The following is a 23,709-nucleotide window of genomic DNA, read 5'->3' as shown; positions in this document are numbered from 1 at the left end:
AGATGTGTATAAGAGGCAGGGCGGGGGGCGGAGTGGGGCCCCGCGGGCGTCTCGCGGGAGGCGCTGAGCGACCTGGACGTGATCCTGCTCAACGAGGGCCACTGCCTGCGCGACCAGGCCCTGGACGTCTGCCGTGAGGTGGGGGCGCGGGCCGCGGCCGCCACGTACGCGACGAGCCTGGCGACGCTGGTGCAGCTCGTGTCGGGCGGGCTCGGCGTGACGCTCGTCCCGGAGACCGCGCTGCCGGTGGAGACCCGCCGCGCGCCGAACCTGGCGCTGCACCGGTTCGCCTCGCCCGCGCCGTTCCGGCGGATCGGGCTCGGGTACCGGGCGACGACGCCGCGCGCCGGTGAGTTCGAGACGCTCGCCGCGAGCATCCGCGGGGCGGTCGCGGAGTCGGGGTTCACCACGGGCGTCCGCCCCGCCTGACACGGGAGGCGCCGCCCCAGGACGCGGAGGCGCGCCGGTCCAGGGCGCGGAGGCGCGCCGGTCCACGCGGGGGCGCGCTGGTCCAAATGGTCATCTGGCGGTAAATGGCGGCCAGGCGAGGTCAAGTCTGCGTCAGGGGACGACCAGGCAATCGCGATGCGCGTTCAGGTGGCGACAGAACGTCACCATGCTCGGTTGGGCGAGGAGGAGGCCCCATGTCCCCGAAGCTCAGCGTCGTCGTGCCGTTCCACAACACCGAGGAGTTCATCCGGGAATGCCTGGAGTCGCTGGCCGGCCAGACGCTGCGCGACCTTGAAGTGATCATGGTGGACGACGGGTCGGTCGACAACGGCGCCGTCATCGCCAAGGAGATGTGCGCCAGGGACGCGCGGTTCCGGCTGGTGACGCGCGACAACGAGGGGCCCGGGCCCGCGCGCAACGCGGGGGTGCGGCAGGCGAGGGGCGAGTATCTGGCGTTCGCGGACGCGGACGACGTCGTCCACCGTGAGGCGTACGCGCGGCTGGTCGGGTCGCTGGAGCGGACGGGGTCGGACATGGCGTCCGGGAACGTCCACCGGATGGACGCCGACCGGGACTGGCAGTCGTACCTGCACGACGGCGTGTTCACAGAGTCGGCTTCGAGGACGCACGTCTCGTCCAAGCCGGAGCTCATGCGCGACCGGACGCCATGGAACAAGGTGTACCGGCGCGAGTTCTGGGACAGGGCCGGCCTGGAATTCCCCAAGGGCTACTACGAGGATCCGCCTGTCACGGCGCGCGCGCATGCGTTGGCACGTTCCGTGGACGTGCTGAGCGAGACGGTCTACTACTGGCGTAGGCGGCCCGGGTCCATCACTGAGGAACGCTACGACTGGGACAACATCACCCAGCGCATGGCGTCCGCGCGTGTGCTGCGGGACGAGATGGCCGAGTACGCGCCACAGCTTCTGAACGCCTACGACGAGCACGCCCTGGTCCCGATCGAGCTCCGCGTCCTGTTCGAGGCGCTGCCCAAGACGGAGGACGCGCACCAGGAAGAACTCGTCGCCATCGGCGCTGACCTGGCGCGGCGAATCAGCCCGCGGGTGCTGAAACGCATTCCCGCGATCACGCGCCTGCACCTGCATCTCCTGTGCCGCCGGATGTTGCCGGAGTTGCTGGAAGTGCTGCGCTTCGTCCAGCTCAAGAAGGCGCAGGACGCGCCGAGGGTGCGGCGCGGCCTGCGGCACCGGTGGTACGCCGAGTACCCGTTCTTCGAGGACGAGGAGCGGGCCGTCCCGCTGCACGTGTACGACGTGACCGACGAGCTCAGGCCGACGGCGGCGATCGACCGGGCCGAATGGGTGGACGGGCGCCTGCGCATCGAGGGGCACGCCTACATCCGGCACCTGGACTCCTCCACCGAGGACGGCTACCGCATCAGGGTGTGGCTGCTGGCGGCGAACAAGCGGGGCCTGATGCGCGTCCCGATCAAGCGGGTCCGCCGCCCGGACGTGACGGCGCGGTCGCGGCAGTCGGCGGTGTCCTACGACTGGTCCGGGTTCGTCGCGGAGATCGCCCCGTCGTCGCTGCGGATGTTCGGGCGCTGGCGGGACGTCGACTGGATCCCGTGCGTCGAGATCGTCAACCGGGGGCTGCGGCGGCGGACCACGTTCTCGAACCCGCGACTGATCGGCCGGCAGTGGACCGCTGACCGGGAATGCGCGCCCGGCGTCCTCGTGCAGGGCGTCGCGGGCCGGCGCAGGTTCGTGCTGCAGGTGCGGCGGACGGCGGCGGCCGTCGTCGGCTGCCGCCTGGAGGGCGGCCCCGCGGAAGGCGGCCTGGACCTGCTGGCGGGCGGCCTGGAGAGCGGCGAGCTATGGCTGGACGGCTGGAGTCGCGCCCCGCTCGGCGACAAGCCCAGGGTCGTCGCCGTGCCCAAGGTCGGGCGAGCCATGGTGACCGGCCCCATCGAACCGCTCGGCCACGGCGCTCCCAGTGACGGCGACGGCGGCCACGGTTTCCGCGCCAAGCTGCCGGTCGCCGGGCTGGCCAGGCACCCCGGCGACTGGGAGATCACCCTGCCGGGCGGCGTCAAGCCCTACCTGGACGAGGGCCCGGCCGGCATCGCGTTCCCGGTCCCCGGCGGAGAGGTCGAACTGGCGACGACGCGGCGCAGCACGCTGCGCCTCGTCGTCCGCGAACGGGTTCTGGCCGTGGACGAGGTGTCCTGGTCGGACGACGGTGCCCTGCGCCTGGCGGGGACATGCACCAACCAGATCGGACGGCCCGACGCGTTGATCCTCCGGCGGCGCCGCTCGTCCGAGGAGCACACGGTCGCGCTCCACTGGGAAGGCGACCGTTTCACCACCAAGTTCTGCCCCGCGCGTATGCCGGTGCTGGGGTTCTCTCGTCCGCTCGTCTCGGGTCGCTGGGACGCCTTCGCGGAAGTCTGCGGCCGGGAGCAGCCGGTCGTCGTCAGGCGGCACACCCTTCGCCACCTGCCGGAGCCGTTCGAGGCGGGCCTGCACAGGATCACGATGCGCGTCCAGAAGACCGACCAGTTGCAGCTCCAGATCGAGACCGCCCTGGACGATGACGAACGCGGCGCCTACGCGCAGAGCCGGATACGGTCCGGGCACTACCGGCGCCACCTGAATCTGCCCGTCCGCGACCTGGCGTTGTTCGACGCCTACAAGGGACGCCAATACTCGTGCAACCCGCGCGGTATCTACGACGAGCTTCGGCGGCGCGAAACCGATCTGGAATTCGTGTGGGTCACCGAGAACGGCCAGTTCGGTAAGCCGCCCGGTGCGCGGACCGTCCTGACCGGCACGCGGGAGTACTACGAGGCGCTGGCCCGCGCGCGCTACGTCATCGGCAACTGGTCCCAGCAGGAATGGTTCACCAAGCGCGATGACCAGACGTACGTGCAGTGCTGGCATGGGACGCCGTTGAAGAAGCTCGGATACGACGTCAAGCGGATGCCGTACAAGCGCACCGAGGGCGTCGACTGGATGGAGTACGACGTTCCCCAGTGGGATCTGCTCCTCGCCCAGAACGAGTTCTCCGTTCCGCTGTTCCGGCAGGCGTTCGGCTACGACGGCGACGTCCTCGTCAGCGGCTATCCGCGCAACGACGTCCTGAACAGCCCGCACCGTGAGGAGATCGCGGCGGCGGTGCGGCGGCGGCTCGGCATCCCGGACGGCAAGAAGGTCGTCCTGTACGCGCCGACCTGGCGGGACGACTTCCACCACGCGATCGGCAAGCGGGCGTTCCGCCTGGAGTTCGACATCGACCGGTTCAGGACCGTGCTGGGCCGCGACCACGTCCTGCTTCTGCGCACCCACTACCTGGTCACCGACCGGCCCAAGCTGCGGCCGGGCGACTGCGTCATCGACGCGTCCGTGTACCCCGACATCTCCGAGCTGTACCTCATCAGCGACGTGCTCGTCACGGACTACTCGTCGTCCATGTTCGACTTCGCCGTCACCGGCCGGCCGATGGTGTTCTTCACCTACGACCTGGAGCGCTACCGCGACCATGTGCGCGGCTTCTACTTCGACTTCGACGCGGAGGCCCCCGGGCCGCTGCTGAGCACCTCGCAGGAGGTCGTGGACGCCCTCCGCGAGCCGGGCGCGCTCGACGCCGGGTACCGCGACGTCCGCGCCGCGTTCGCCGCCCGGTACTGCCCGCACGACGACGGCCGCGCCGCCTCCCGTGTGCTCGACCGGGTCCTCCAGCCCGCCCACTGAAAACCCATCACGGAGCCGCTCGTGTCACCTCGGATCAGCATCGTCGTCCCTTTCCGCAACGCCGGAGCCCATCTCGCGGAATGCCTGGAGTCGCTCGCCGGGCAGACGCTGCACGACCTTGAGGTGCTGCTACTGGACGAGGGGTCGGGGGACGGCGGCGCGGCCGCCATCGCCAAGGACTTCGCAGACCGGGACGACCGTTTCACGCTCCTTGAGCCCTCCGGTGAGGGGTCTCCTGGTAGCAGCCCGGCCATGAGCGCCGCTGTCGAGCAGGCGAAAGCCCCGTACCTGGCCTTCGTCGACGGTGACGACGCGGTGCCGCCGTACGCGTACGAGCTGATGGTCGGGACCCTGGAGTCGACCGGGTCCGACCTTGCCGGCGGAAACGTCATGCGTCTGGACGGCACCCAGGTGCACCAGTCCCCGATCCACGCCGAGCCCTACGCCGAGACCATCAGGACGACGCACGTCACCCACCACACCGCCCTCCTCCAGGACAGGACGGTGTGCAACAGGGTGTACCGGCGCGCCTTCTGGGACGCCCATGGTTTCAAGCTCCCCACGACCCAGGACGTGTTCACGGCGCTGCAAACCCAGGTCCTGGCCAAGTCCGTGGACGTGCTCGACACGCCCGTGTACTTCTGGCGGGTCCGTCCCGTAACGGCGGCACGGCTCCGTCACGACCCGGTGGCCGTCACCGAACAGATGGCGATCGTCGCGAACGTCAGGGAACTCGTGGACGACCACGCGCCGGACCTTCTGGCCGTCCACGACAGGTACGCGCTGGACCTGGACGTCCGTGCGCTGATCCTCGCCCTGCCCGGGGCCACCTGGCAGGAGCGCGAGCGTCTGGTCGAGCTGGGCGCCGGGTACGTCAACTCGGCCGGACGCTCCGCCGCCGACGGGCTGCCGTCGATCAGGCGACTGGAGACGTACCTGCTCGGCGAGCGGATGCTGACCGAACTCCTGGAAGTGCTCCGCCTGGAGGAGAACGGCCTGCCGAACGTCGCGATCGTGCCGCGGGGCCGGCGGCGGCAGCGCTGGTACGCCCGCTACCCGTTCTACGGCGATGTGGAACGCGCCATACCGGAGGACGTGTTCGACGTCACCGCCGAACTTCGCGTGCAGGCGGACGTGGTCCGCGTCGAGTGGGACGTCGACACGCTCATCGTCGAAGGCCATGCGCACTTCGACGGCATGGACGTGTCGTCGGAGACGGACTCCCGCATCCGCGTCTGGATGCGCGACATCAAGTCCGGCAAGGAGATCCGGCTCCAGGTGGAGCGGATCCGCTCCCCGGAGGCCACCGCGCAGGCCGACCGCTCGGCCGTCTCCTACGACTGGTCCGGTTTCTCCGCGCGGGTGGAGCCCGACTACCTCCTGGACGGCGACGAGTGGCGGACCGCCACCTACGAGCTGTACGCCGAAGTGACGACGTCGGGGCGCAAGGCGGTCCAGCGGCTGACGGCGGTGGCCCCGGCCGTGCGGTGGACGGTCGCGCGGCACGTGGACGAGCACGTGGCCGTCCAACCTGCCGCGGGCGAGGACGACGTGTTCGTCGTCCACGTCAAGCGTGCCAAGGCCGTCCTCACCGGGATCCGCTGCGACGGCGACGTGCTCGAACTGACCGGATGGACGCGTCGGGCACTCGGCGCAGAGGCCGCTTTGGTCGCCGCACGCCGGCACGGCGGCGCGGAGGTCCGCGGTGAGGTGACGCTGCGCCCGTCGTCCGTGCTGCGCATGGCGGAGGGCACCGGTTTCGACTTCCGGGCGAAGCTGCCCATGCAGCACCTGATCTCCGTCCCGGACGACGGCAAGCGCAGAGACGGCAAGCGTGGACGCGGCAAGCGCGGTGGCGGCAAACACGGTGGCGGCAAACACGGTGGCGGCAAGCGCGGAGACGCCGCCGCGCATCTGCTGGACGTCATCGACTGGGACATCCGGCTGACCGGCGAGGGCGGCCCGATGCGGCTCGCCGTCGCCAGCGATGTCGACGCCGTCCGATACGCCTTGCCGGCTGGCGCCAAGCGCGCGCGGGAGTTCGCATTGACGCGCACCGCGTTCGGGAATCTGCGCGGCGTCGAGCGGAGCATCCGGCCCGTCGTGATGGAGGCCGAGTGGGACGAGAACGGGCTCCTCACCCTGACCGGCGATTTCGCGGACCCGGAGGACCGCCCGGATCACTTCGTCCTGCGGCGGCGCCGGTCGGGGGACGAGCACCGTGTTCCCGTCACATGGGAGCACCACCGGTTCACCGCCGCGTTCACACCCGCGACGATGCCCGTGTTCGGGACGGACCTCCCGCTGAGCAGCGGAACATGGGACCTGCTGGCGCGCGCGCGTTCCGGTGAGGTGGCCGTCGTCGCCGAACGTGAGGCGATCCCGAGCCTGCCTGGCTGGCGCCAAGAGGGAACACACGAATTCGAGGTCGGCATTTACCAGAAGGACGCCATTGAGCTTCGCAGCCGTCCGGCCTTGGACGACGACGAACGCGGCGGGCACGCGCAGCAGCTCCTCCAGCAGCGCGACTACCCCGTCTACCTGCGCAGCCCACTCGCGGACGTCGCCGTGTTCGACAGCCATGGCGGCACGCAGTACAGCTGCAACCCACGAGCCATCTACGAGGAACTGGCCCGCCGCAAGGCAGATCTGGAATGCGTGTGGATTTCCCTGGACGGCCAGTTCGCTGTCGACGGGAAAGCCAGAATCGTCCAGGCGGGAAGCCGTGAGCACTACCGCGTCCTCGCACGCGCCCGCTACATCGTCACCAACCACGGATTGCCGCCCTGGTACGTCAAGCGCGAAGGGCAGACCTACGTCCAGACGTGGCACGGCACTCCGCTGAAGCGGCTCGCCAACGACCTCAGGGACATGCCGTACCAGCGCGTCGAACGGCTCGACTGGACGGACTGGGAAGTGCCGCGGTGGGATCTGCTGCTGTCCCCGAGCCCGTTCGCCACGCAGGTCATGCGCCGCGCGTTCAAGTACGACGGGGACGTCCTGGAAGCCGGGTACCCGCGCAACGACATCCTCAGCACACCCGAATGGGAGAGCATCGGGAGCCGCATACGCAAGCGCCTGGGAATTCCTGACGGAAAGAAGGCCGTCCTCTACGCGCCCACATGGCGGGACGACCGGCACCACGCCCCCGGCTGGCTCGGTTTCTCCCTGGAACTGGACGTGGACACCATGCGCCAGGCCCTCGGCGACGACCACGTCCTCCTGCTTAGGACGCACCCCCTCACCACCGACCGGAACCGTCCCGCGATGGACGATTTCCTCATCGACGTGTCGCGCTACCCGGACATCGCCGAGCTGTACATGGCCTCCGACGTCCTCGTCACCGACTACTCGTCCGCCATGGTCGACTATGCCGTCCTGGGCAGGCCGATCGTCCTCTACGCCTACGACCTGGCCCGCTACCGCGACCATCTGCGCGGCTTCTCCGCCGATCTGGAAGCGGAGGCACCCGGCCCGATCGCGACGACGTCCGCGGAGGTCGCCGAGGCGGTCGCGAAGGCCTCCGGCGCGGAGGAGCTCGATGCGGACGAATACGACCGCTTCTTCGTGAAGTACTGCCCGCACGACGACGGCCAGGCGGCGGCCAGAGCCGTCGACCGCATCTTCGGCGACGCCCTCGGCGACGGCTGAGCCGACCGCCGGCGCCGCGGCCTGCGGCATGGGACAAACCACCGCTTTCTCACTAAGATCAACACCTCGCCCGCCAATGGCAGAGGGAGAGCGCATGAGCGGTGAACTCGTCCCCGCGTCCAATGCCCTGACCGCACGGTGGGCCAAGGAGGCCTTCGACGGCACCACCACGGTCCTGTCCGGCGCCGGAGTGTGGCCGCTGCTGGCGTTCCTCGCCGCCGCGTCGCGGGAGCCGGGACGCGCGGAGCTCCAGCGCGCCATCGGCCTCGATGCCGCGGGCGCCGACCGCCATGCGCGCGTCGCGCTGGGCATGCTCCGCAGCGCGACCGCGGCGACGGGCGCGTTCGGCGTGTGGACGCGTGCCGGGCTTCCCGTGGAGCCGTGGTGGCACAAGATCGTCCCCGTGGACGCGCGTGGCGAGCTGACCGGTGACACCGCCGGCGACCAGGCCAGGCTGGACGAGTGGGTCCGGCGGAACACGAGCGACCAGCTGACGCAGATGCCGGTCCAGGTGCGGCGGGAGACGGCGCTCGTGCTCGCCACCGCGCTGACCGTCGACACGCGCTGGAAGGAGCCGTTCCAGGACGTCCCGCTCAAGCCCGCGGAGGGCCCATGGGCGGGGCGCGCCAAGGAGGCGGCGGGCCTGACGCACACCACCCCCGACGTCAACCGGCTCACCCTCGCGGAGGAGACACCGGCGGGCCCGGTCACGCTGCTGACGGTCCACGGCGAGGACGACGTCGACGTGATCCTCTGCATGGGGGAGCCCGACCGCCGGCCCGGCGACGTGCTCGCCGTGGCGATCGCGGCCACCGACGGGGAGCACCGGCTCCGCCGGGGCGAGAGGCTGCTCCAGCGGACCCTTGCCGAGAAGGCGCCCGGCCTGCGGGTGGACACGGCCCTGGCCTTCGAGCCCCACACGACGCTGAGCGCGACCACCGTCCGCTTCGACATCGCCGCCGGGCACGACCTGCTGGCCCACGCGGGAGTGTTCGGGCTGGAGACCGTCTCCACGGCGGACGGCCGCGGCCACCTGCCCGGCATCAGCCGGACCCCGCTGGCGGTCGGCCAGGCGGCCCAGGACGCCACCGCCACGTTCAGCGCGGAGGGGTTCAAGGCGGCGGCGGTCACGGCGATCGGCGCGGTGCCCACGGGCGCCCCGATGGCGGAGGCGCGGGTCCTGAACGTGACCTTCGACCGGCCGTTCGGGTTCCTCGCCTGGCACCGCCCGACCGGGCTCGTCCTGCTCGCCGGCTGGGTCGCCGAACCGGAGGACTGGACGCCCCCGGACCCGGCGTCAGGCCCCTGAAGGCGCCAGAACCTCTGAAAGCGCCAAGGCCTCTGAAAGCGTCAGGGCCCTGGACGGGATCAGCCGGGGCGGCGGGCCCGCACGAACAGCCTGGTGCCCGGCCGCCCGCAGACCGGCAGGCGCCGTTCGAGGACGGCCGTCACGCGCAGCGCCTCGTTGACGATCGGGTGCAGCGGAGCGAGGTCCTCGCGGCGCGCCGTCCGGTGCCTGAGACGGCGCAGGAACGGGCGCAGCAGCACGCCCCTGCTCCACACCCGCTCCAGCACCAGCCCCGCGCCCTCGATCAGCTCCACGAGCGCGCGGCGCGGGTAGCGGCGGACCCGGCCGAGGGCCACGTCCTGCGCCGACCACAGCGCCATGTCGGACGGGACGGACACCAGCGCCGTCCCACCAGGCCGCAGCACCCGCGTGATCTCCGCCGCCGCCCGCTCGTCGTCCTCGATGTGCTCCAGGACGTCCAGGGCCAGCGCCAGGTCGTACCGGCACGGCGGCAGCGGCAGGTAGCGCGCGTCGCCCTCGTAGGCGTCCAGGCCGTGCCCCCGGGCCAGCGCCACGGCCGCAGGGTTCAGGTCGATCGCCGTGGTGTCCCAGCCGTGCTCGATGAGCACCCGTGAGGCCGTGCCCGCCGCCGCGCCGATGTCCACGGCCGACCCCGGCACGCTGAACCGCAGTAACTCCGCCGACAGGATCGCGCGGCGCTCCCGGTACCACCAGTTGTCGTTCTCGATCAGCGCGATCCGCCGGAGCTCGATGGTGTCCACGGGACAAGCCGACGGCATGGAGGGTGGCACGTTCCACCGACGTCGCCGTCCGGTGGCGCATCGTTGACCGGCGCTTGACCCCGCGCCGGACGTCGGCTCCTCGCGCGCGGCGTCAGCGCTTTCTACGGCGTCAGCGCTTCTTGCTGCGGCGGCGTCGCCGCAGCATGAACCGGAGGACCAGCAGCAGCCCGACCAGCCCGCCGACCGCGGGCACGGCCCGCTTGGCGACGGACGGGCCCGCGACCTCCAGCAGGTCGATCGCGTCGTCCTCCCGCGCCACCCGCAGCGGCCGGTCGGCCCGCGCCGGACGCTGCGGCGCCTCGGCGGGACGCTCCGGCGCCGCGTCCGGGAGGGGGGTGACGACATCAGCGGTCGCCGGGCCCGGCTTGTCGGCGGGCTCAGCCTTGCCGGCGGTGGCCTCGGGCTTGGCCTCGGCCCCGGGCGCGGGTTCGGGCTTCGCGGACGTCGCCGCGGCCTCCGCATCGGCCTGCGCCCCGGCCCCCGGAGCGGGCTCGCCGGACGTCTCGAGCTCGGCCGCCAGCGCCTTGGCGAACCGGCTGATGATCTTGGAGCCGACCTCCGACAGGATGTTGCGGCCGAACTGCGCGGGCCGTCCCGTCACGTTCAGCTTCGTGTGGACGGTCACGCGCGTCGTGCCGTCCTCCTCGTGCAGCCTCGCCTGGACGGTCGCCGACGCCGTCCCCGAACCGCGGGCCTCCTTGGCCGACGCCTCCAGCGTCACCGTCCGGGACGAATTGTCCGCGGAGACGATCCGCGCGGCGCCTCGGTAGGTGATGGTCATCGCGCCGACCTTCACCTTCATCCGGCCCTTGTACTCGTCGCCCTCGACGGAGTCGAGCGTCGCGCCCGGCATGCAGGTCGCGACGCGCTCCACGTCGAGCAGCACCGGCCAGGCCTGATCCACCGGTACGGGGACGGTGAAATCGTGGTCGAGTTCCATGATCTGTCCTTATCGTCCGGAGAGCTATCCGTGACCCTACGGCGGTCGCCTGTTCGGTCGCCAGTCGGGTGCCGGGTACCCGGATCCGGGTACCCGGCGACGCGACGGACAATCAAACGGCCGCGGCGGCCAGGGCCCGCGAGGTCAGCACGGTCGCCAGATGCGACCGGTACTCGGGCGACCCGTGCAGGTCACCGGGCGGCTCGGTGCCCTCTGTGGCGTGCTCGGCCGCGGACCTGAACGAGTCCTCCGACACTGGTCGCCCCCTGACAGCGTTCTCCACCCCGTCGGCCCGCACAGGGGCCGGGCCCATGTTGGTCAGCGCGACACGTGCCTCCTCTATGGCGCCGCCATTGCGGCGCACCGCGCACGCGACACCGACGATGGCCCACGCCTGAGCTGTCCGATGGAACTTCTCGTAGTGCACGCCCCAGCCGGGACCCGGCTTCGGCACCCGCACGCCGACGAGCAGCTCGTCCGGCTCCATCGCCGACGTCATCCAGTCGACGAAGAACTCGGTCGCCGGGATCTCCCGCTCGCCGCGCACGGACCGGACGAGGAACACCGCGTCCAGCGCCAGCGCGACGGCCGGGAGGTCGCCCGCCGGGTCGGCGTGCGCGAGCGACCCGCCGAACGTGCCGCGATGCCGGACGGCCGGGTCGGCGACCGTCTCCGCCGCCGCCGCGATCAGCGGGGCGTGCTCGCGCACCAGCGGGTCGCGGATGACCTGGTGGTGCGTGGCCATCGCACCGATGACCAGCGCGTCGCCGTCGTCGCGGATCTCGCGGAGCGCGCCGATCCGGCCGACGTCGACCAGCGCGTCCGGGATGGCGAGCCGGAGCCGCAGCAGCGGCATCAGGCTCTGCCCGCCGGCGAGGACCTTCGCGTCCTCGCCCGCGTCGGCCAGCACCCGGACGGCGTCGTCCACCGAGGCGGGCCGCGCGTAGTCGAACGCCGCGGGAATCATTGCGCACCTCCTGCCGAATCCGAGTCCGAGCCTGACGCCGATGCCGAGCCGAGGCCGCCGCCCGCGCCGGGCTCCGCGGTATCCGGTTTCGTCTCCGAACGCAGCGCCCGCCACACACGCTCCGGCGTGCACGGCATCGGGACGTCGTTCACGCCGTAGGGGCGCAGCGCGTCCACGATCGCGTTGACGACCGCCGGGGTGGACGCGATCGTGCCCGCCTCGCCGACGCCCTTCACGCCCATCGGGTTGGACGTCGCGGGCGTCTCCGTCCGGTCGGTCGTGAACGTCGGCAGGTCCGCGGCCGACGGGATGAGGTAGTCGGCCATGGTGGTCGTCGTCAGGTTGCCGTCCGCGTCGTACACGGCCTCCTCGTACAGGGCCTGCGCGATGCCCTGCGCGAGCCCGCCGTGCACCTGGCCCTCCACGATGAGCGGATTGATGACCTTCCCTACGTCGTCCACGGCCACGTACTTGCGGAGATGCACCATCCCCGTCTCGGTGTCGACCTCGGCCGCGCACAGGTGCGTGCCGTGCGGGAACGAGAAGTTCTCCGGGTCGAACGTGGCGTCGGAGTCCAGCGACGGCTCGACGCCGTCCGGCAGGTCGTGCGCGGCGAACGTGGCCAGCGCGACCTCCTGCAGCGTCTTGCCCTCCTCCTGGACACCGCGGACGCTGAACCGCCCGGCGGTGAACTCCAGGTCCTGCTCGGCGGCCTCCAGCAGATGCGCGGCGACCCTGCGGGCCTTCTCGACCACCTTGTCGCAGGCCGAGAACAGCGCGACGCCGCCGATGGCCAGCGAACGCGACCCGTAGGTGTCCATTCCCTTGGGCGAGATGGCCGTGTCGCCGTGCAGGACCCTCACGTCCTCGAACGGCACACCGAGCCGGTCGGCGGCGATCTGCGCCCAGGCCGTCTCGTGGCCCTGCCCATGCGGCGACGAACCGGTGACCACCTCGACCTTGCCGGACGCCAGTATGCGCACGGACGCGTGCTCCCACCCGCCCGCGCCGTACGACAGCGAACCCAGGACGCGGGACGGCGCGATCCCGCACATCTCCGTGAACGTCGACACGCCGATGCCCAACTGCACCGGATCGCGCCGGTCACGCCGGTCGGCCTGCTCCGCGCGCAGCTTGTCGTACTCGAACAGCTCCAGCGCCTTGTCCGTCGCCGCCTCGTAGTTGCCGGAGTCGTACGTGAGGCCCGCGATCGTCTCGTACGGGAACTCCTCGTGCGCGATCCAGTTGCGGCGCCGTATCTCGATGGGGTCGACGCCAAGTTCGGCGGCCAGTTCGTCCATCATCCGCTCGATGGCGTATGTGGCCTCTGGACGGCCCGCTCCCCGGTACGCGTCCGTCGGGGTCTTCGTCGTGAAGACGCCCGTACAGGTGAACGAGTACGCGTCCATCTTGTAGATGCCGTTGTACATGAACGCGCCCAGGATCGGGATGCCCGGGGTGACGAGCATCAGGTACGCGCCCATGTCGGCCAGGATGTCCGCCTTGAAACCGCGGATCCGTCCGTCGCGCTCTGCGGCGAGCGTGAGCCGCTGTATCTGGTCGCGCCCGTGGTGGACGGTCATGTTGCCTTCGCTGCGCGACTCCGTCCACTTGACCGGACGGCCGAGCCTGCGGGCCAGCAGCAGCGCGAGGACCTCCTCGCCGCACACCTGCAGCTTGGAGCCGAACCCGCCGCCGACGTCCGGTGCGACGACCCGGATCCGGTGCTCGGGAATCTCGGTGACGGTGGCGAGCATCAGCCGCAGGATGTGCGGGATCTGCGTCGCCGAGTACAGCGTGAAGTCGTCGCCGTCCGGGACGCACAGCACCGACCGCGGCTCCATCGCCGTTGGGATGAGCCTCTGCTGGACGTACTCGCGTTCGATGACGACGGGCGCGTCCCTCAGCGCGGCGTCGAGATCCCCGTTCTCGAACACCCACGTGTAGGACTTGTTCGTCCCCAGGTCGTCATGGACGAGGTCGGACCCTTCCGCGAGGGCCGCGTCCATGTTCAGGACCGCCGGGAGCGGCTCGTAGTCGATGTCGATCTCGTCCAGGGCGTCGAAGGCCGCGGACTTGTCCCGGGCCACGACGCACGCCACCGGCTCACCGACGAACCGCACCTCGCTCACCGCCATCGGCGGATGGTCCGGATGCTTCATGTCATCGGTCACGGGCCACGCGCACGGCAGCGAACCCTGCTCATCGGCGAAATCCGCGCCGCTGAACGCGGCGACCACTCCGGGACGTCCCATCGCCTGCGAGGCGTCGACGCGGACGATCCGCGCGTGCGCGTGCGGGCTGCGCAGGAACGCCACGTGCAGCGTCCCCTGCGGGGTCATGTTGTCGGTCCACTGCGTCCGGCCGGCGATGAGCCGGGCGTCCTCCGACCGCTTGCGCGGGGAGCCGATCTCGGCCCCGGCCCGCCCTTCCTGGACGCCGCCTTCCTGCACGGTCACGGGGTCACCTCCTGGCCCGCGGGCTCGCGCATCTCCTTGGCGGCGCGCCGGACGGCCTTGACGATGTTCTGGTAACCGGTGCACCGGCACAGGTTGCCCTCAAGGCCCTCCCGGACCTCCGTCTCCGACGGGTCGGCGTTCTCCCGCAGCAGGTCGAGCGATGCCATGATCATGCCGGGGGTGCAGTAGCCGCACTGGAGCGCGTGCTCCTCATGGAAGGCCCGCTGCATCGGGTGCGTGGTCCCGTCGATGCCGAGGCCCTCGACGGTGGTCACGTCGCTGCCGTCCGCCTGGACGGCGAGCACGGAGCAGCTCTTCACGCTCATCCCGTCCATCAGGACGGTGCAGGCTCCGCAGTTGCTGGTGTCGCAGCCGACCGGGGTACCGACCTTCCCCAGCCGTTCGCGCAGATAGTGGACGAGCAGGAGGCGCGGTTCGACGTCGTCTTCGTACGTCGCACCGTCGACCTCGACACGGATACGTGGCATGCGTTCCTCCCAGGGACGTCTCGGGGTTCGGAGCGAGACGTCCCCGGGCGGTGCACGTGGATCCGACCAGGTCATCGGGGCCACCTCCGTGGAAGCGACCCTCCGAACCTATGCCGGGGTTGAATCCCGTACTAGCCCCTGGCGGATCCTATTTACCGATATGTGGCCGACGCATGGCCGCTAGTGCACGCGCAGCAGAACCGGCCAGGTCTTCGGCCCGACGACGCCGTCGACGTCGACGCCGCCCCACCGCTGGACCGCCTTCACCGCCGCCTCGGTCGCGTCGTCGAACCTGCCCGTCATGGTGATCTCCGGGTGGCTGCGCGCCATGAGCAGCCCCTGCAGGCTCTGCACGTGCTCACCGGAGTCGCCCTTGTTCAGCTCGGGGAGTTTCTTCACGATGTCCTCCGTCCAGTTGCCCCCGCCGTACGCGGGTCGTCCGTAACCGGCGATCACACTGGAGTTCCTTACGCGGCGCTTCACCGCGTCACCGGTGTTCGCCTCGATGGTCTGCAGGCGTCCGCCGCCGAGGACCTTCTCCACCACGCCGACGTGGTCGATCGCGCCGATGACGTTGGTGGCGCCCCAGTCGAAGAACACGATGTCGCCGGGCTTGGCCTGGTTGACGCCCGCGGTCGTCCCGCTGTGCCAGCGTCCGGCCTTCTGGAAGTCCTGCGCGTGCCAGACGGTGTAAGCGCGGTCGCCGCCGGGCAGGACGGCCGACGTGTTCCCGCTGTGCCGCGCCCAATAGGTGATGGCCATGTCGCACCACGACGCGCGCAGGAACTCGTCCCCGTGCCTGGACGCGTACTCTTTGGTGATCTTGTTCGGCCGGCCCGACGTGCCGATCCACCTGCGGGCCTCAGCGATCATCCCCGCAGCGCTCATCCGGCTTCCTCCCCGCGGAAGTACCCGCCGTCGGGCTCGCCGTACAGCTCGCCGAGGACCTGCTCCTCGTCGGACTCGGTGGGCTGGTGGACGCCCGGGTTGACGTCCACTCCGTCCATAAGTGCTGCTTCTGCGGCATCTGTTCTGTTCTGGGGGGTCACGTGCTCCTCCTGGAGCCTTGTCTGCAATGTCCCGTTGCGTAGGCGACTCCCTACTGACCGTAATGGTCCGGGCCCCAATCCCACTGGTTTTCGCCCCAAAACGCACCGAAGCGCGGCATCTCCCTCCCCAGCAGGTAAGACATCCGGAAACCCGGCGGCTCCCGCCGCGGACTAGTGGGACATCCGGGCGATCTGGGGTAGAGGCGCCCTATGTTCTTTTTCTCGTCCCGGCTGGGATGTCTCGGCTCGCTGGCCGTGACCCTCGTCCTGACCTGGGTCGCGTACCTGGCCCTCAGCCGCTGAGCGCCGCGCGCTCCCGCCGGCAGGTGCTGCGGATCTCCTCGGTCGCCCGGGCGAACCGGAAGGTCTCCTCGTCGGACATCGTGTCCTTGCCGCCGGAGGCGAGGACGGTGTCGACCTGCTCGGCGAGGTCGTCGTCCTTCAGGCCGGGGCGGATCGCGCGGAGCGCGTCGAGGACCTGATCGGCGGTCGGGTCCGGCGTCTTCGCGAGCGCGGACGAGATCTTCGCGCAGTCGGCCTTCCGGTCCTCGGCACCGTCCGAGCAGCCGGCCAGGAAAGGGCCGCCCGCCAGGACGAGGCAGAGGACCATCGAGGTAAAGACGCGCGTCACGCCGACGATGGTGCCACGAACAGCCTTGAGTGGTCGGCCCGCCGAGTCCGCCGCGTGCCTCAGCGGCGCGGCGTGAGGGTCTGGCTGTAGAGGGACTTGCCGTCCACGTCCCGCAGATGGACGGTCAGGGTCTCGGCGTGCGCGTCGATCTCCACATCGCCGAAGAACTGGTAGCCGCCGGCGGGCGAGGTGTTGGCCTGCGGCGGCGCTTGTGCGAACTTGAGCTCCGGGCCAAAAGTCCCTTCGAGCTTGTTAGGGCCGAAGGCGCCGGCGTTGAGCGGCCCGGAGACGAATTCCCAGAAAGGATCGAAGTCGCCGAACCCGGCCTTGGACGGGTCGTAGAAATGGGCCGCCGTGTAGTGGACGTCGGCCGTCAGCCAGACCATGTTCCGCACGCGGTGCCGCCGCGCATAGGAGAGCAGATCGGCGATCTCGCGTTCGCGGCCCAGCGGCGCGCCGTTGTCCCCCTGCGCGACCCCTTCCTGGGCGGCGGAGCCGTCAGGGACGATCAGCCCGATCGGCAGGTCGGCCGCCATGACCTTCCAGGTGGCGTTCGAGCGGCGGAGCTCGCGCTTCAGCCAGGCCGACTGCTCGGCCCCCAGAAGGGCGTTCTCCTGCGTCGGGGAGTTGTTGGCGTCGTTCGGCGACTTGTAGGTGCGCATGTCGAGCACGAAGACGTCCAGCAGAGGACCGTAGGAGATCTTGCGGTAGATGCGTCCGGAGCGGGACGACCTCATCGGCGTGTACTCGAAGGCGGCGCGGCGGGCGCGGGCGGCCAGGACGTCCACGCGCTTCTCGGTGTACTGGGGGAGGTCGAGGATCTCGCCGGGATACCAGTTGTTCACGGTCTCGTGGTCGTCCCACTGGTAGATCATCGGGACGCGGGCGTTGAAGGCCCGGAGGTTGGCGTCCAGGAGGTTGTAGCGGAACTGGCCGCGATATTCCGCGAGGGTCTGCGCGACGGCCGACTTCTCCGGCGTCACGATGTTCCGCCAGGTCCGGCCGTCCGGCAGCGTCACCGTCTCGGTGAGCGGGCCGTCGGAGTAGACGAAATCGCCGCTGCACAGGAAGAAGTCGGGGTCGACGGCGCCCATCGCCTTGAAGATCCGGTAGCCGCCGAGGTCGGGGTTGATGCCCCAGCCCTGGCCCGCGAGGTCGCCCGACCAGACGAAGCGGATGTCCCCGCGGCCTCGCGGCGCGGTGCGGAAACGGCCCGCCACCGGCTCGGACGTCAGGCGCCGGTCGAGGTCGGACAGCCGCACGCGGTAATACACCTCCTCGCCGTCCGGGAGGCCGCGCAGCAGCGTCTTGCCGGTGAGGTCCGTCTCCGGCGTCAGGACGGGGCCCTGCACCGTCCGGGCATGGCGGAAGTCGGGGCGGCGGCTCACCTCCACCAGCATCCGGGCGGGACGGTCGGAGCGCACCCACACCACACCCTCGCGGGCCGTCACGTCCCCGCTCTGCACGCCGTGGGTGAGCCGCGGGCGGTCGCCGCGCAGGAGGGCCGCCGCGCGCGGCGTCGCGCTCGCCGATCCGCCGCCGAGCAGGGCGAACGCCGCCCCGCCTGTCGTGGCGAGGCCACCGCGCAGCATGCTTCGACGGTCCATGAACGCTCCATTCGTTCCGCCCCGGGTCCGGTCCCGTGTCCCGGACGCATGATCCGCGTGCCGGACGGATACCCGGTGGACACTCGATGATCGGCTTGACAAGCTTTGGTGACCGAGTGTCTCCTTGTACGCATGTCGGCGCGCACCCTCTCTGACAGCCCCGTGGCCCTGGGCCGCGTGGCCAGCGCGCTGTGTCCTTCGTGTTGTCGCTGAAGCCCGTTCGCTTCCCTTTCCAGCAGACACACGAATACGAAGGACCTCCCTGTGGACCTCTCCGTGGCTCCCGACATCACGATGCACGGCCAGGACGACCCGCATGACCGCGCGCTCGCGGTCCGTCCGCCGACGGTCGGGCAGCTCGCCGCCCGGGTCAGCGACCTCGCCAGACGTCCGGCGGAATGGTGGCGGCTCGTCGGTTTCGACACCGCCGGCCCCGTGCACGTCGAACTGGCCGACCAGGTGTGGCTCACCACCTGGCCGCCCGGCCATGGCGGGACCGTCCACGGGCAGGTCAGCACGCTGATCGCGGGCGAGCTGGCGGAGGTGACGATCGCGGAGTGCGGGGTCACCGAGCGGCCGCTGCGGGCCAACCGGGTCAGGGTGCACGGCGGACCGCACGCCCTGACGAACCCCGGACCCGCGTTCGCGGTCAGCCTCCACGCAGGCACACTGACTCCGCCGGGTCCCTCGGCGCCGCCCGTCACAGCCGACGGCGCGTCCGTCGGCCCGGCGCCCGTCCAGGCAGCGGCGACCCCGTCAGGACGTTCAACAGGGTGATCGGGCGTCAGCGTTCGCTGGCCAGTCAGCGTTCGCCGGACAGGTAAGGGGACGCGGCCTCGCGGCCGATGAGGGGCAGCAGCGCGAAGTAGGTCAGGGACGGCAGCAGCGACGGCAGCTCCTCCGCCTCGCCCGTCTCCATCTGGACGTGGATCGCGCTGTAGATGCCGCCGACGATCGCGTCCGCCACCGCGGGCGGGAAGGGCGCCCCCGACGGGTCGGCGGCGAAGAACGCGCGGAACCGGTTGAGGTTGTCGATGCGCGCCTGCCTGACCTGCGGGCCCGCCGCGTTCGCCTCGACCAGCGACGCCCGCGCGAACCGCGGCTCCCGGGCGAGCGCGGCGAGCATCGTGCGCAGCACCGCGTGGATCCCGTCCGGCCAGGACGGCGCCGCCTCGTACGCCTCCGTCATGCGGCCGAGCAGGATGTCCATGCCGCGCTGGTAGGCGGCGAGGAAGCACTCGTCCAGGTCGGCGAAGTGCGCGTAGAAGGTCTTCTTCGTGACGCCGGCGCCCTCGGTGACCCGGCTGATCGTGGTGTGGGCGAAGCCGTGCTCGGACACCACGTGGACGAACGCGTCGATGAGCCGCTCGCGCTGGATGCCGGCGACGGTCTCGGGGGAGAGCCCGTGCCGTCCCGGCTTGATGGCGCGCCCCGGGTCCAGCGCGGACCGGGAGCCGGGCAGCACGCCGGTGTCGCCCGCCTCCGGCGCGCCGGTCTGACTGGACATGCGACCTCGTTCCGATCACCTGCTGTCGGGGTCAGGTTACTTCCCGTCCCCGGCGGGCGTCGGCGCCAGCCCCCGGCGACCGGCGCCGAGGCAGGTCCAGGCGGTGTCAGCGCAGGTCGCGGCGGCGCGAACGGGTCAGCACGCGGACCGTCCCGACCAGGCCGAGGCCGATCAGCACCACCGGCAGCAGCGTCGTCGCGGGCAGGACGTTCTCGTCCGTCAGCCCGTCCGCGAGGAACAGGCTCGCGAGTGCCAGGAAGAACAGCCCGGTGATGGGCCCCGCCGGGTCGAACCGGCGCCGCTTGGACGGGTTCCGCATGTCGGTCCTCCCGATCTCGTCCCCTGTACCGGCCGCGGTGTCGGCCCCTGTACCGGCCACGGTGTCAGCCACGGTGCACGTTCACGTCGCCGACCTTCCCGCGTATCCGGAGGACGATCATCGGCGGGTCGCCGGCCGGTGCGCCCTCGGGCTCCAGCGTCCGGACGACCCTGGCCCGCGGGCCGCTGGTCGTCCGGTTGTCGACGCGCAGATCACCGAGCGCGATCTTCGCGTCCACCTGGACGCGGGCGGTCCGCGGCACGCGGATCTCCAGCCCGCCGAGCGCGACCTCGGCGTCGATCGTGACGCGCTGCCCGGCGGTCATGCGGAGCGAGGTGAGGTCGAGGTCGCCCTGGCCGACGCCGACCTTGTACACCTGGTTCGTCTGCGCGACGTCCGTGGGACGCCATTCGACCTCGCCGTATTCGGCGTTGCGCGGCGCCTCGCCCGCGACGGTGGTGGTCAGCATGGCCAGGGTCAGCACGGTCCCCGCCGCCGCGAGGCCCCGCGTCCGGAACCAGCCGCCGATGACCAGGCCGATCCCGATGACCGCGAGCGCGGGCGCCATGACGATCAGCCAGGAGTCCGGGTAGGGGTAGCCCTGGGCGACCGGGATCATCGCGGCACCGGCCGCCATGGCCGCCAGCAGCGAGATCGTGGTGGCCGGCGAGCGGCGGTGGTCGCGCGGGAGCCCGGCCGCCCGGGCGCCCGGCCGGTCGTCGTGCAGGGTGTCGGTCTGCGCCGCCGAGTAGGCCGCCAGGTCGATCATGCCCTCGGGCAGGCCGCCGCCGCCCGGAGCGGCGGACGGAGCGGTGGACGGCGCGTCCTTGAACAGGGACACGCCGATGACGATCGTCTCCGACCCGGTCTCCTTCGCGGACGGCCGCGGCGGATGCCCGGCCAGCCGTTCCGGGACGGACCGCGCCACCGACACCAGGTCCACGCCCCGCGAATGCGCGACCAGCAGCGCCAGCCCGAACACGACCCCCAGGGCGATCGTGTCGGTGACCTCGGCGCCGAACAGGCTGAACACGACGCCCGCGGTCAGCAGCGCGCCGAGGACCGACAGCACCGCCGGGGCGTCGAACCACCGCTTGCACAGCGACTCCGCGACCGACGACCGGTCCGGACCCGCGGGCATCAGCAGTGCCGCCGCCACGTAGAGGAAGACCCCCTGGCCGTGCGCGAGGACCAGAATCGCGAACCCCACGCGGAAGACGACCGGGTCGATGCCGGTGTAGCGGCCGAGCCCCGTGCACACTCCGGCCAGCACGGACCGTCCGCCGCCGCGTGTCAGCCGCTCGTATCCCTGGACGTCCTGGACGTTCTGCCGCCCGCCGTCCTGCCGCCCGCCCTCGTGACGGCCGCTTTCCTGGTCGCTGCCCATGGTGCCCATCCTGACGTGCGGCGTCCCGGGAGCGGTATCGGGGACGTCCCTGACCCGACCCTGAGGAAAGCCGGGGGTGTGCCCTGATGCGGTTCGCGGGCGGGCGTGTGACGATCGTTGCCGTGGGAGAACCTTGGAAAGGGCGGCGGTGAGCGAGGAGTCGGCAGGTCAGCCCGGTGCGGCGACCGCGCCGGGCGCGGCGTCCGCGACGCCCGCCCCGGGCGCGACGGCCGTCGCCGCGCCGCCGCTGCCACCGCACGACTCGGGACGCCTGCAGCGCGCCGGGGACGGCAAGCTCATCGCGGGCGTCTGCCGCGGCCTGGCCGAGCACCTCGGTGTGGAAGCGCTGATCGTCCGCGCCGCGTTCGTGCTGCTGACGGTGGCGAGCGGGCTCAGCGTCGCCGCGTACATCGCGTTCTGGATCCTGGTCCCCGCGGCCGAGAAGCCCGAGAAGGCAGGCAAGACCGAGAGGCTCGAAACAGCGGGGACCCGGCGGCGCGGCCGCGACTGGGGCCAGCTGCTGGCGTACGCGGCGGTCACGATGGGCCTGTCCGCGCTTCCGTGGGGTGCGGCCGGGCCCGTCCAGTGGGCGCTGTGGCCGTTCGTCGTCGGCGGCGTCGGCGCGGCGATCCTCTGGCAGCAGGCCGACCGCGACCAGCGGCAGCGGTGGACGCTCCCGCTCCGGCAGCGCTGGCTCCGCAGCGTTCTCGGCCTCCTGCTGGTCGTCGGCGGCATCGGCGGGTTCGTCGCGCAGAAGGTCGAGGCCGCCCAGGCCCGCTCCGTCGTCATCGCCATGCTGATCATCCTCACCGGGGTCGCGGTGATCGTGACGCCGTGGGTGGTCCGGCTCTGGCAGGACCTCGACGCCGAGCGGCACGAGCGCATCCGCTCCCAGGAGCGCGCCGAGCTGGCCGCGCACATCCACGACTCGGTGCTGCACACGCTGACCCTCATCCAGCGGAACGCGCACGACACCCGCGAGGTGCAGCGCCTCGCCCGGTCCCAGGAGCGGACGCTGCGGACCTGGCTCTACCAGCCGCGCGCCGACCCCGACCAGACGTTCGCCGCCGCGATCAGGGCGGTCGCGGGGGAGGTGGAGGACGACCACGGCGTGCCGATCGAGATCGTCTGCGTCGGCGACACGGCGCTGGACGAGCGGCTCGGCGCGACGCTGCAGGCCGCGCGGGAGGCGATGGTGAACGCCGCGAAGTACGCCGAGGCGCCGTCGGTGTCGGTGTACGCGGAGGTGGAGGGCGACGAGGTCGCCATCTTCGTCCGCGACCGCGGCAAGGGATTCGACCTCGACCAGGTCCCGGACGACCGGATGGGCGTCCGAGGGTCCATCATCGGACGTATGGAGCGCAACGGTGGCAAGGCCACCGTCCGGACGGCGCCGGGCGAGGGCACCGAGGTGCGCTTGGAGATCAGGAAATCGTGAGCGGGGCGAACCGTGCGCGGGGGATCGTTCCCCAGCGGCGGATCGTTCCTCAAGGGAGCAGGGCGTGAGCGAGGCGTTGAAGAAGGTCGTGCTGGTCGACGACCACCAGATGTTCAGGACAGGCGTCAAGGCGGAACTCGGCGGCGGCGTCGAGATCGTCGGGGAGGCCGGCGACGTGGACGAGGCCGTCGCGGTGATCCGGGCGGCGCAGCCGGACGTGGTGCTGCTGGACGTGCACCTGCCCGGCGGCGGCGGGATCGAGGTGCTGCGCCGGCTGCACGGGGCCGTCACGTCCAAGTTCCTGGCGCTGTCGGTCTCGGACGCGGCCGAGGACGTGATCGGCGTCGTCCGGGGCGGCGCCCGCGGCTACGTCACCAAGACGATCTCCGGGCCGGAGCTGACCGACGCGATCGGACGGGTCGCGGACGGCGACGCCGTGTTCTCGCCGCGCCTCGCCGGGTTCGTCCTGGACGCGTTCGCCGCCACGGACGCGCCCGCCGTCGACCCCGAGCTCGACCAGATCACCCAGCGGGAGCGGGACGTCCTGCGGCTGATCGCCCGCGGCTACGCCTACAAGGAGATCGCCAAGGAGCTGTTCATCTCGGTCAAGACGGTCGAGACGCACGTCAGCAGCGTCCTGCGGAAGCTGCAGCTGTCCAACCGGCACGAGCTGTCGCGCTGGGCCGCCGCCCGCCGACTCGTCTGACCCGCGTGGGCCCGCACCGGCTTGCTCTGCCGGGGCGACCGGGCTGATCTTGGGCAAACAACAATGAATGCCCATTCGGTGACATGGCGTAAACAATTTCGGGGCAAGTGTAAGCAAATCGTCATATTCGTTTTGGGTGCATCATGATCGTCCCCGCCGCGCGGTGTGGGACAGTCCCTCTTCATGAGCTATCCCCCCGGACCCGGACATCCCGGTCCCGCTCCTCACGATCCGTACCAACCTTCGCCCGCGCCGGGCGCGCCCGGCGCGCTGGGCTGTCTCTTATACCCATCTGATGCTCCCTAT

At 71.3% G+C, this 23,709-nt stretch carries 18 protein-coding genes and 1 pseudogene; 7 read left to right on the top strand and 12 right to left on the bottom strand.

Translation table 11 applies throughout. From position 1 onward, the window contains the following. Nucleotides 1–57: 57 nt before the first annotated feature. From ETD83_RS24080 to ETD83_RS24065, 4 genes and pseudogenes are all read left to right on the top strand, one after another. Nucleotides 58–429, top strand: a pseudogene (locus ETD83_RS24080) (LysR substrate-binding domain-containing protein); the annotation flags it as partial. A gap of 215 nt (nt 430–644) precedes the next feature. Beyond that, nucleotides 645–4,163 carry a bifunctional glycosyltransferase/CDP-glycerol:glycerophosphate glycerophosphotransferase gene (locus ETD83_RS24075; RefSeq protein ID WP_138647421.1) on the top strand — a complete coding sequence of 1,173 codons (3,519 nt, stop codon included), beginning with the start codon at nt 645–647 and terminating at the stop codon, nt 4,161–4,163. A 21-nt stretch (nt 4,164–4,184) separates the two neighbouring features. Then, nucleotides 4,185–7,814, top strand: a complete 3,630-nt coding sequence (locus ETD83_RS24070; RefSeq protein ID WP_138647420.1) for a bifunctional glycosyltransferase/CDP-glycerol:glycerophosphate glycerophosphotransferase — start codon at nt 4,185–4,187, stop codon at nt 7,812–7,814. A 94-nt stretch (nt 7,815–7,908) separates the two neighbouring features. Next, nucleotides 7,909–9,123, top strand: coding sequence for a serpin family protein (locus ETD83_RS24065; RefSeq protein WP_171064404.1), 1,215 nt, complete (start codon nt 7,909–7,911; stop codon nt 9,121–9,123). A gap of 59 nt (nt 9,124–9,182) precedes the next feature. Here ETD83_RS24065 and ETD83_RS24060 read toward each other — a convergent pair whose 3' ends face one another. The 9 genes from ETD83_RS24060 to ETD83_RS24025 all read right to left on the bottom strand — a co-directional run bounded on the left by ETD83_RS24060 (nt 9,183) and on the right by ETD83_RS24025 (nt 18,046). Further along, nucleotides 9,183–9,884 (bottom strand): class I SAM-dependent methyltransferase, encoded by a 702-nt coding sequence (locus ETD83_RS24060; RefSeq protein WP_230421132.1) that lies wholly within the window; start codon nt 9,882–9,884, stop codon nt 9,183–9,185. 130 nt (nt 9,885–10,014) lie between these two features. Next, a complete protein-coding gene (locus ETD83_RS24055) occupies nt 10,015–10,845 on the bottom strand; it encodes an SRPBCC family protein (protein ID WP_138647417.1) in 831 nt (276 codons plus the stop codon). A 112-nt stretch (nt 10,846–10,957) separates the two neighbouring features. Beyond that, entirely contained in the window at nt 10,958–11,812 is an 855-nt protein-coding gene (locus ETD83_RS24050; protein WP_138647416.1) for an FAD binding domain-containing protein, read from the bottom strand. After that, the gene (locus tag ETD83_RS24045) at nt 11,809–14,271 is read right to left on the bottom strand and encodes a xanthine dehydrogenase family protein molybdopterin-binding subunit (RefSeq protein ID WP_205717848.1); all 2,463 of its coding nucleotides are present in this window, start codon (nt 14,269–14,271) and stop codon (nt 11,809–11,811) included. Before ETD83_RS24045 ends, ETD83_RS24050 begins: the two co-directional genes overlap by 4 nt. Further along, nucleotides 14,268–14,759 (bottom strand): (2Fe-2S)-binding protein, encoded by a 492-nt coding sequence (locus ETD83_RS24040; RefSeq protein ID WP_138647415.1) that lies wholly within the window; start codon nt 14,757–14,759, stop codon nt 14,268–14,270. Before ETD83_RS24040 ends, ETD83_RS24045 begins: the two co-directional genes overlap by 4 nt. A 180-nt stretch (nt 14,760–14,939) precedes the next feature. Beyond that, on the bottom strand, nt 14,940–15,647 hold the full coding sequence (locus ETD83_RS24035; protein ID WP_138647414.1) for a CHAP domain-containing protein: 708 nt from the start codon (nt 15,645–15,647) through the stop codon (nt 14,940–14,942). Then, nucleotides 15,644–15,766: a hypothetical protein gene (locus ETD83_RS45440; RefSeq protein ID WP_268920487.1), complete on the bottom strand. Its 123-nt coding sequence runs from the start codon at nt 15,764–15,766 to the stop codon at nt 15,644–15,646. The genes ETD83_RS24035 and ETD83_RS45440 overlap by 4 nt, the downstream gene beginning before the upstream one ends. A gap of 334 nt (nt 15,767–16,100) precedes the next feature. Then, nucleotides 16,101–16,439 (bottom strand): hypothetical protein, encoded by a 339-nt coding sequence (locus tag ETD83_RS24030; protein ID WP_138647413.1) that lies wholly within the window; start codon nt 16,437–16,439, stop codon nt 16,101–16,103. 59 nt (nt 16,440–16,498) lie between these two features. Beyond that, nucleotides 16,499–18,046, bottom strand: coding sequence for an alkaline phosphatase D family protein (locus ETD83_RS24025; RefSeq protein WP_138647412.1), 1,548 nt, complete (start codon nt 18,044–18,046; stop codon nt 16,499–16,501). 264 nt (nt 18,047–18,310) lie between these two features. On the opposite strand from ETD83_RS24025, the gene ETD83_RS24020 reads away from it, so the two are divergent. Next, on the top strand, nt 18,311–18,823 hold the full coding sequence (locus ETD83_RS24020; protein ID WP_205717847.1) for a cupin domain-containing protein: 513 nt from the start codon (nt 18,311–18,313) through the stop codon (nt 18,821–18,823). A gap of 25 nt (nt 18,824–18,848) precedes the next feature. On the opposite strand, the gene ETD83_RS24015 is transcribed toward ETD83_RS24020, so the two are convergent. The 3 genes from ETD83_RS24015 to ETD83_RS24005 form a co-directional block, all read right to left on the bottom strand. After that, the gene (locus ETD83_RS24015; protein ID WP_138647411.1) at nt 18,849–19,553 is read right to left on the bottom strand and encodes a TetR/AcrR family transcriptional regulator; all 705 of its coding nucleotides are present in this window, start codon (nt 19,551–19,553) and stop codon (nt 18,849–18,851) included. A 106-nt stretch (nt 19,554–19,659) separates the two neighbouring features. Next, complete coding sequence (locus ETD83_RS24010) at nt 19,660–19,944, bottom strand: hypothetical protein (RefSeq protein WP_138647410.1); 285 nt, start codon at nt 19,942–19,944, stop codon at nt 19,660–19,662. Continuing rightward, a complete protein-coding gene (locus ETD83_RS24005) occupies nt 19,937–21,259 on the bottom strand; it encodes a PspC domain-containing protein (protein ID WP_171064403.1) in 1,323 nt (440 codons plus the stop codon). The genes ETD83_RS24010 and ETD83_RS24005 overlap by 8 nt, the downstream gene beginning before the upstream one ends. Nucleotides 21,260–21,530: 271 nt before the next feature. Here ETD83_RS24005 and ETD83_RS24000 point away from each other — a divergent pair, with 271 nt between their 5' ends. After that, nucleotides 21,531–22,697: an ATP-binding protein gene (locus ETD83_RS24000; RefSeq protein ID WP_138647423.1), complete on the top strand. Its 1,167-nt coding sequence runs from the start codon at nt 21,531–21,533 to the stop codon at nt 22,695–22,697. A gap of 64 nt (nt 22,698–22,761) precedes the next feature. Beyond that, nucleotides 22,762–23,403 (top strand): response regulator transcription factor, encoded by a 642-nt coding sequence (locus tag ETD83_RS23995; protein ID WP_329602968.1) that lies wholly within the window; start codon nt 22,762–22,764, stop codon nt 23,401–23,403. The last annotated feature ends 306 nt before the right edge of the window (nt 23,404–23,709 follow it).

It is taken from the genome of Actinomadura soli, assembly GCF_005889715.1.
GTDB classification, from domain to species: domain Bacteria; phylum Actinomycetota; class Actinomycetes; order Streptosporangiales; family Streptosporangiaceae; genus Spirillospora; species Spirillospora soli.
This window is presented reverse-complemented; position numbering and strand designations above follow the sequence as displayed.